The 8,480-nt window shown below is 56.8% G+C and carries 10 protein-coding genes and 1 pseudogene; 4 read left to right on the top strand and 7 right to left on the bottom strand.

Annotated features, from left to right (window positions below; translation table 11 throughout):
- A pseudogene (locus M6F29_RS10400) lies at positions 1 to 736 on the top strand (hypothetical protein); the annotation flags it as partial.
- A gap of 12 nt (positions 737 to 748) precedes the next feature.
- Positions 749 to 1,450, top strand: a complete 702-nt coding sequence (locus tag M6F29_RS10405; protein ID WP_298159481.1) for a c-type cytochrome — start codon at positions 749 to 751, stop codon at positions 1,448 to 1,450.
- Between the two features lie 4 nt (positions 1,451 to 1,454).
- Here M6F29_RS10405 and M6F29_RS10410 read toward each other — a convergent pair whose 3' ends face one another.
- The 6 genes from M6F29_RS10410 to M6F29_RS10435 form a co-directional block, all read right to left on the bottom strand.
- Positions 1,455 to 1,763, bottom strand: coding sequence for a ribbon-helix-helix domain-containing protein (locus M6F29_RS10410; RefSeq protein ID WP_298159483.1), 309 nt, complete (start codon positions 1,761 to 1,763; stop codon positions 1,455 to 1,457).
- Between the two features lie 63 nt (positions 1,764 to 1,826).
- On the bottom strand, positions 1,827 to 2,099 hold the full coding sequence (locus M6F29_RS10415) for a BrnA antitoxin family protein (protein ID WP_298159485.1): 273 nt from the start codon (positions 2,097 to 2,099) through the stop codon (positions 1,827 to 1,829).
- Positions 2,077 to 2,352: a BrnT family toxin gene (locus tag M6F29_RS10420; RefSeq protein WP_297497739.1), complete on the bottom strand. Its 276-nt coding sequence runs from the start codon at positions 2,350 to 2,352 to the stop codon at positions 2,077 to 2,079. The genes M6F29_RS10415 and M6F29_RS10420 overlap by 23 nt, the downstream gene beginning before the upstream one ends.
- Positions 2,353 to 2,451: 99 nt before the next feature.
- Positions 2,452 to 2,844, bottom strand: a complete 393-nt coding sequence (locus M6F29_RS10425) for a type II toxin-antitoxin system VapC family toxin (protein WP_298159488.1) — start codon at positions 2,842 to 2,844, stop codon at positions 2,452 to 2,454.
- Positions 2,837 to 3,091, bottom strand: coding sequence for an AbrB/MazE/SpoVT family DNA-binding domain-containing protein (locus M6F29_RS10430; protein ID WP_298159491.1), 255 nt, complete (start codon positions 3,089 to 3,091; stop codon positions 2,837 to 2,839). The genes M6F29_RS10425 and M6F29_RS10430 overlap by 8 nt, the downstream gene beginning before the upstream one ends.
- A 161-nt stretch (positions 3,092 to 3,252) precedes the next feature.
- Complete coding sequence (locus M6F29_RS10435; RefSeq protein WP_298159493.1) at positions 3,253 to 4,497, bottom strand: ATP-binding protein; 1,245 nt, start codon at positions 4,495 to 4,497, stop codon at positions 3,253 to 3,255.
- Between the two features lie 189 nt (positions 4,498 to 4,686).
- Here M6F29_RS10435 and glk point away from each other — a divergent pair, with 189 nt between their 5' ends.
- A complete protein-coding gene (glk, locus tag M6F29_RS10440; protein ID WP_298159495.1) occupies positions 4,687 to 5,670 on the top strand; it encodes a glucokinase in 984 nt (327 codons plus the stop codon).
- Here glk and M6F29_RS10445 read toward each other — a convergent pair.
- Positions 5,628 to 6,317, bottom strand: a complete 690-nt coding sequence (locus M6F29_RS10445) for a uracil-DNA glycosylase family protein (protein WP_297455746.1) — start codon at positions 6,315 to 6,317, stop codon at positions 5,628 to 5,630. The genes glk and M6F29_RS10445 overlap by 43 nt on opposite strands.
- A 227-nt stretch (positions 6,318 to 6,544) precedes the next feature.
- Here M6F29_RS10445 and M6F29_RS10450 point away from each other — a divergent pair.
- Positions 6,545 to 8,480 (top strand): methyl-accepting chemotaxis protein (locus M6F29_RS10450; protein WP_298159499.1); only part of this gene is annotated, 1,936 nt, incomplete at its 3' end.

Here is an 8,480-nt window from a genome sequence, read left to right on the forward strand (position 1 = left end):
GACCTGGTACGGTGAACTGGCGATTTACAAATCACCCACCCATGGTCCCTTCTCCATCCTGACCGCAGGCACAACATCGGTCGGGAATACAGGCGTGACGTCACTGCTGGAGCCTTCTCCCTACTTCCGCTTTGCCTACAACAAGGAATGGGGCCCCAACAGTTTCGAGGCCGGGATTCACGGGATGATGTCCTATGTGTATGGCACCCCGCTCTTCGGAACGTCGAATTCTCAGCCCGGTGGTCCGGTCAGCGCTTATCATGACGTCGGTTTGGATGCCCAGTACCAGTACGTGCTCGATCCGCATTACTTTGCCGCCCATGCCCGCGTGACCCGCGAATTGATGAACAACACCCCAGGGGTGGCAAACTGGCAAGGGCTGATCGCTCAAAATGCAACCGACAACCTGACTGAGACTTATCTGGATGCGACCTACGTCTATGAAGCCAAGTACGGGGCACAGTTGAGTTACGCCAGTGCAACGGGGTCCAGCGATACAGGTCTGTATGCCATGGGAGTCAATGGGGCAGGCTCTCCGACGGGAAGTCCGAACTGGACCTCCTGGACTCCGAACATCTTCTGGCAGCCATACCAAAACCTGCGGATCGGGTACATGTACACCTTCTACACGCAGATGGGTGGGGTGAACAGCGGGAACAATTTGGTGTTCAACGCTGCAAAGTTCAGTCCAGCGAACTTCAACACCTCCATGCTGTACCTCGGGTTCATTTATTAATAGGGGATGAATATGAAAAATGTTAAGACCATTCTGACCCTTTCCGCCTTGTCACTGGCGCTGGGGGCATGTTCCACCGGCATCACCAAGAGTCGGAATCTGGGGAACCCGAACGTGTCCGGCAATACGCTGGCTCAGCAGGTGTGTTCGATCTGTCATGGCAACATTGGAAACTCGGTCAACGGTAACTCCGTCAACCCGACCTTCCCGAATCTGGCGGGCCAGCAGAAGGATTACCTGGTTGCTCAGATGACGGCGTTCCACGACAAGTCCCGCAAGGATCCTGCTGCTCAGCAGATGATGTGGGGGATTGCCCGCAACTTCACGCCCAAGCAGATCGATGAGTTGGCTACGTTCTACTCCAACCAGAAACCTCTGCCCAACCCCGCTCACGGCAATTCTGCCTTGATCGCCGAAGGTCAGAAGATCTTCAGCGAAGGGTTGCTGGACAAGGGCGTGCCTGCCTGTATGGGCTGTCATGGTTCCAATGCCGAAGGCAATGGGGTGATCCCACGCCTGGCCGGACAACACGCCGACTACGTGTACAAGCAGTTGAATGTGTATAACCGCGATGCCAAGACGGCGGACGGCAAGGAAAGCGTGCCGGATTCCGCGCTCGAACGGCCCACCGGTGGTGTGATGGAAATGGTGGCCAACGGTCTGACCGACCAACAAAAACGCGCCATGGCTGCCTACGTGCAGTCACTGCGCTAAAATATCACCGCCCCCGCTTTGATGGGGGGGCGCCGGTTGTATCTTTGCCCCGCTTCGGCGGGGCATTTTTATCTCTGAACTCGTTGCCGGACGGACTTCTGTCTTCGTCATCCAACCTGTTCAGAATGGCAAGTGCCTGGATCGTGTCGCCAGTAGCAGCCAGGGCACGGAAATGATTTTCGGTATCCCAGGCCGCCAGTGCTTGAGCACTCAATTCTTCCACCAGTTTGTTCATGCTCAGACCGCGACTCCTTGCCAGTGATTTCAGCCGTTCACTTGTGTTATCTGGCAGTCTAATTGTCAAGGTGCTCATTACCATTCCTCCAGACATTGCGCGGGTGTCAGAACGCGCAGATTTCCAAGCCTCAATCGCCTCTTATGCAGGCGAATGTGTGCGCAGCCAGTCCCTCAACGCCGCATCGATGCGGGTCTGCCAACCGTCTCCAGAAGCCCGGAAGGCCTGTACCACATCAGGAGATAGGCGGATGGTGGTTGACACCTTGGGTGGTGACTTTTGCGGCCCACGCTTACGCAACTTGGTCTGCAAAGTTGCGGGTAGGCTGGAGAAGGACTTGGCGGTTTTGACGTCTTGCGCCGTCCATTCTGGGTTGTCATGGTCAATCAATTCAGGATTTGGCTTCTTGTTCATACATCAGTACCTCACGCTTGTTGGCCTTACGAAAACTGATGACCCGAATGCCTTTGGCAGTTTCGGTGAACACCAGTGCGTGTATGCGGCCATCAAGGTAGCCCAGTGCGCGAAGGCGAATCTCGCCATAGTCGCGCCGGGTATCTTGTTTAAAGACCGCAGTCTCAAAATCGAAATTCGCTGCCCGTTCAAACGACAGACCTCGGGCACGGATGTTGGTGTCGTTTTTATTGGCGTCGAACTCAATGTGCATGAAGCAAATTGTAGTAACACTTTTTTAATCCGTCAATCATTTTTGTTACTACTGATGAAACAACAAAGGGAATAACCACCCACACCTGGTTCGCCTGTTTTAGGCGCGAATCACGATGATTTCTATGGGTAGTGACAGATTTTTCCAAACTCGATCCGCTGTCAGTATGGGTAATTTCATGATCATCCCCAGCGCCAGACAGGCGCGGTCACCCAGGGATAATCCCAAGGCTTTTCCTGGTAGGCGCAATGCCCCGGTTTGAAACGCTTGTTCCTTATCGTAGGGGAGGACTTCCAGTTCCAGATTGAATAATGTTTCATGGACAATATCTGTGGGCATGCCTTGATCCATCAGTTTGCTGACCAGTTCGGCGTAATTGACGGCTGAAATCAATCCGGATCCTGTTTCAAGGATGGGCAGTACCTGGTCCGCTCCGGCTTCAGAAAACAGATAAGCCAGGACCGCCGAGGCATCCAGAACCGCCTTATTCATCCTGGCTGGAAAGTCTGCGTTCGCGCAGGAAATTGCCTACAACGTCATCACACGCCTGAGCATGGCATTTGACCAGGTTCAGTGCATTTTTCAGGCGTTGTTTGCGCGTGGCAATACGCAACTCGTGGGCTTCCTCCGACCAGTTCAATAAAACCTGATCCCCAATGTTTACCCCCATTTTTAGGCGGATATCTGCCGGGATGACAATTCTGCCTCCCTGGGACACTTGGACGGCAATTTGTGTCATTATTTCTCCATATGTCATTTTATGTAGATGATGCCATGATACGATCAGGATCCGATAAAATCAATTCGAAATAGGTCATGATATTCATGACCGTTCTCGCAGTGAGTGTTCAAGTCCCTGGCATGTATTTTTAATAACCAGCAGAAGTCCGTATTTTTCTTTCAATTGGGAGGATTCGTGCCTGTGCTCAGATTCCAGGGGATGGCCAGTACCTGGGGAGTGATCCAGCGCGGGGCGGGGACGGCACAGATCAGGGCGCCTGGACCTGCATTGGGATGTGTTGCCCGAAAGGCCTCCAGTCCCGAAGCGTGGCGTTTGGTGGGTTGGGTGGTGAGTTTGATTTCAAAGGGGTGGAGCGTGCCATCCCGATCCATGACCAAATCGACTTCGGCCCCTCCGGCGCTGCGCCAATGATGGCAAGAGGGTTTGAGAGGGAGCATTGCCGCCTGTTTGATCAGGTCGTTGACCATGGCAGTCTCGAAAAGGGCCCCGTAGAGAGGGTGACCCGTCAATGACTGGGGAGAAGAGATTTGTGCGTGAAAACAGGCCAGTCCTGATTCGCCCCAATGTCCTTTGGGACGGGAACTGATCCGTTTGACCAGATTGTTGGTCAAGGCTGGGAGTTCGTGCCATTGGTAGGTGGCTTCGAGGATTCTGAGCCAACGGCGCGCAGTGGGAGGGGTCAATCCAATTTCCCGACCCAGTTGACTGTAATTGATTTCCTGTGCAGTCAACGCGCTGAGAAGGCGCACAAACCGACCAAATTCTTGCCAGTCTTGAACATTTCCGGCGAGTCGGGCATCTCGTTCGACATAGGTGCGGTGGTAACTGTTCCAGAAATCGGGTACGAGCGAGAGAGGAAGTTCCTGGACTTTGGGAAGGGTCCCGCGCCATATCCATTCGCTGAGATGAGCGGGATAGAGAGAGGGAGGATGGAACCGGTCAAGAAACCCCTCAGGGGAAGTGAGCCAGGCGTCCAGCCAACCGTTGGGCGTACCTTCCAGTTCCGTAAGAGAAAACCCGCTCAATTCCAGGAGTGCGACTCTTCCTGCCAGACTTTCTGCCAGATGACTCATGACTTGCCATTGCTGCGATCCTGTGATCAGGTAATATCCGCGACGGTCGGGATGGACGTCGATCTGCCGTTTGATGGCACTGACCAGTTCGGGGGCATACTGGATTTCATCGAGAAGGATGGGATGAGGATGATTCAGAAAAAACAGATCGGGGTCCTGGCGCGCATTTTCCAGGTCCTGGGTGGGGTCGAACACCACATAGTCGTGGTCAGGGAAAAGATGGCGTAATAAAGTTGTCTTACCCACCTGGCGTGCGCCTGTCAGGGCAACCGCAGGAAAAGCCGCAGCCAGTTGGCGGAGTTTGGTGGTCAGGTTTCTTGTTTTATACATGATGGGTAAACTAAAACAGCCGCTTTTAATTTGCAAGGGTTTTCTGGAAAAATTGGTCAATGGTCCGGGTTTTGCGTGGCCCTCGGGAACGGCATGGCGTTCATGGGTTGCCCCACGAGACAGACCTTCCTCGCTACAATGGCCTTTGAGGACGACCTTCAGGGGGGATGATTGGATGTTGGGAGAACGATGAAACGAACGCTGGTGGGCGATATTGGCGGGACCAAAACCCGCCTGGCCTTGGCCGAGGGGGAGGGTGCGGCGGTGGTGTTGACGGAGGTGCGGACGTACTCCAGTCCGCACTATGCCACCCTGGAACTCGTGCTGGAGGAATACGTTGCTCAGGTGGGTTGTCCGGTGGCCGGGATGGCGCTGGGCGTGGCGGGTCCGGTTTCCGGGCAGCGCGCACAGGCGACCAACCTGCCCTGGGTGGTGGAGAGTGCGGTGTTGCGTCAACGCTTCGGGGTCGGGTGTCTTCTGCTCAATGATCTGGAAGCCGTGGCCTGGGGGCTGCCTGCACTGGCTGAGAACGAACTGTTTTCCTTGCAGAATGGGGAACCCAGCGCGGGGAATCGTGCGGTGATTGCGGCAGGAACGGGGCTGGGTGAGGCGGGGATTGATTGGGACGGGAACCGCTTTCATCCCTTCGCCACGGAAGGAGGGCACGCTTCCTTTGCCCCCCGCACGGCGCGGGAAATGGCGCTCTGGCGCTTTCTTCAGGCGCGCCATGGCCACGTCAGCTGGGAGCGGGTGGTCTCGGGGAGTGCCTTGCCCGAACTGCACGAGTTTTTGCGGGCTCATGAGCGTTCATCACCCCCCGCCTGGTTGCAGACTGCCCTGGAAGGGGCCTCGGCGGGTGCGGTACTGGCGCAGGCAGCACTGGATGCCACGGATCCCCTGTGCGTGGAATTGATGCATTGGTTTGTTTGTCTGTATGGCGCCGAGGCGGGCAATCTGGCGCTCAAGGTGATGAGTCGCGGCGGCGTGTACGTGGGGGGAGGGATTGCGCCTAAAATCCTGCCCCTCCTGCGCCAGCCCGGTTTTCTGGAATCCTTTGTGGACAAGGGACGCATGCGCCCCCTGCTGGAGGCCATGCCGGTACAGGTCATTCTGACGGACCGGGTAGCCCTTTACGGATTGGCGCTGGCGGCCAGAAGTTCGCGCATCTGCTGATGGAACAGCCTGCCTCCCCCATTGGCGGGATGGCGTACCGGGTGGGCGCTTATTCCGAGGGAGGCCAGGGTTGCCTGGCTCTTGCGCCCGATGGCCACGAGTCGGCCTTGCGGGAACAAGGTCAGAAAAGCCTTGAGGGTGTCCTTGCCGGACTCCAGTTCCGGATCGGTGGGGGTTCGGTTGGTGAGGGGACTGAGCGGATGATGGGGATGCCAGGCAAAGGCATTCCACAACACGAAATCATGGCTGTGACCGAGTTCCAGCATCGTGTTCCAGACCATGGTCGCGGTAGGTTCCAGGGCCCCGGCGGGATTTGGCCGACCATTGGAGAGCAGCGTTCCACTGGTGCGGAATTTGTTTCCTGAAAAAAAGCGCTGGGTCGTGGCCCCCGTATCTTCGAGCAAGCGCCGTTCACTGGTCATGGCACAACCGGAAAACTTGGCACCCTGGTAACCGGGCGCCTCAGCAATCAGGATCCAGTGCGCCCGGTTCAGGCGTTCTTCCAGATAGCGGGTCAGATGGGAGAGGCGCTGCTGCGGGGCCAACGGGCTGGCGTCATTGAGGGGATCCGTATCCCGCCACGGGTTGAAAACGGTGGAACTGGACGTTCGTGCGTGCAAAAGGGAGAGAAAATGGGTCGGGGTCACGGCGGGCCTGGAATTGTCGAGGAAGCGGGGTATTGTTGCATTGCGGCAAGGTTTTTGGAAGGGACCAAAGGGGAGAATTGAGGCAGTAAAAGGGGGCTTTTGGACAGTGACAGGAGGGACATATTACAGGTATGCTACAGCCTGTTGGTTACCCTCGCTCAAGTTTGGGTTGGATCATCCGATAGTACGGGTGTGGATGCAGATTAAGGTTCAGACAGGGAACGCTCATGAAAAATAATGGCCCCGTGACGCAACGGGAGATAGACTACCCCGACTCTTACGTGTTCATCACGCGCACGGATCTCAAGGGGATCGTCACCGAGGCCAATGAGGCCTTCGTGGAGGTCTCGGGTTACACCCATGACGAATTGATCGGGACCAATCACAATCTGGTGCGTCATCCGGATATGCCGCGCTGGGCGTTCGAGGATTTGTGGAAGACGATCAAGGCCGGTTACCCGTGGCGGGGCGTCGTCAAGAACCGGGCCAAGAATGGCGACCATTACTGGGTACGGGCCACCGTGTCGCCCATTCTACGTCAGGGGCAGGTGGTTGGGTATCTGTCTTTGCGACGCAAACCGTCCCGGGACGAAGTGAGTGCGGCCGAGGCCCTGTATCGTCAGCATCCCGTGCATCCTCCAGCGCAGAGGTTTTCCGTGCGGCGCTGGTTTGCCCGGCTCCCCATCCGGATCAAGATGCAGGTGACCGTTCAACCAGTTCTCTTCATCTTGCTGACGATGGCTTCCGTGATGGCCTACCAGCAACTGCGTAAAGCCATTTTCGACGATGCAGCCGGGAAGGGGCATGGGGTGGCGATGCAGGTCATCGACAGCGCCAACATGCTGATGGTCACCGGCGCCATTACCGACCCCAACAACCGCCGGTTGATGATCAAAAAGGTCATCGAAGGGCAGCAACTCGCGGCCTTGCGACTGGTGCGCACGGCTCAGGTCGTGAATCAGTTTGGCCCCGGATTGCCGGAAGAACATCTGGATGACCCTCTGGTCAGGCAGACGATCGAAAACTCCGTCAAGGCGGGCAAATCGTTGCCCTATGCGTCCATCAACTGGGTGAATGGACGTCCCATGATGCGCGTCATCACCCCCTATATCGAAAGTCACAATTTTCATGAAACGGATTGCCTGAACTGCCATGTCGTCGAAGTCGGGTCATCCAATGGGGCTTCCGACCTGACCATCGACCTGTCGGAAAACTTCCATCGGCTGTACTTGATCACCTTCATGATGGTGACGACCCAGGTGGTCTTGCAAGTCCTGCTCTTCTTCATTTTTGGCTGGGTTGCCCGGCGCTTTGTGTCGGCCCCACTGAATGAGGTTTCCGCCCATCTGGAAGAGATCGTGGATGGCGATTTCAGCCGCATGGTGGATATCTCGGGGCGGGATGAGACGGGCCGGTTGCTTTGCGAAATTCAATCCACCAAGGTCCTGATGGGGGCCGTGATCGATCAGATCAGTGCCACGGCGCGCAACATCAGCGGGAGTACGCGCCAGATGAACCAGGCCGTCCAGGTGGCCTCGGAAGTGTCCACCCGGCAGTCGGAAGCGGCGCAGGCGGCGGCGGCCAGTGTGGAAGAAATGTCCACCAGCATCGATGCCACGGCGGACAATGCGCGCATGGTGGAAAAACTTTCGGCGGGGTCCCTGTCCGGCGCCAAGGATATCGTGGAACAGGTGGTGGACAACATGGGCGCCATCAGCCATGAGGTGTTGCAGGCTTCCGAATCGGTGCGTCAGTTGGGTGAGCGTGCAGGACAGATTACTGAACTGGTGAATGCCATCAAGGAAATTGCAGACCAGACCAACCTGTTGGCGCTCAATGCCGCCATCGAGGCGGCCCGGGCGGGCGAACAGGGCAGGGGGTTTGCCGTAGTGGCGGACGAGGTCCGCAAGTTGGCGGGGCAGAGCGCTCAGAGCGGGGCTTTGATCGGCAAGGTTTCGCAGGATATCGGCGACGGAACCAGGGAGGCCATCGCACGCATCCAGTTGGCTGTGGACAAGGTGCGGTTTGGTGAAAAAATGGCAGAAAAAGCGGGCAGTACCATCGATGACATCGCCCAGAGTTCGGAAAAGATCATGGCCGGGGTCGGGGATATCGTCGCCGCTGTCCAGTCCCAAAGCACAGAGGGACGGGAAGTGGCCAATC

Source organism: Ferrovum sp. (assembly GCF_027317285.1).
Lineage (GTDB): Bacteria > Pseudomonadota > Gammaproteobacteria > Burkholderiales > Ferrovaceae > Ferrovum.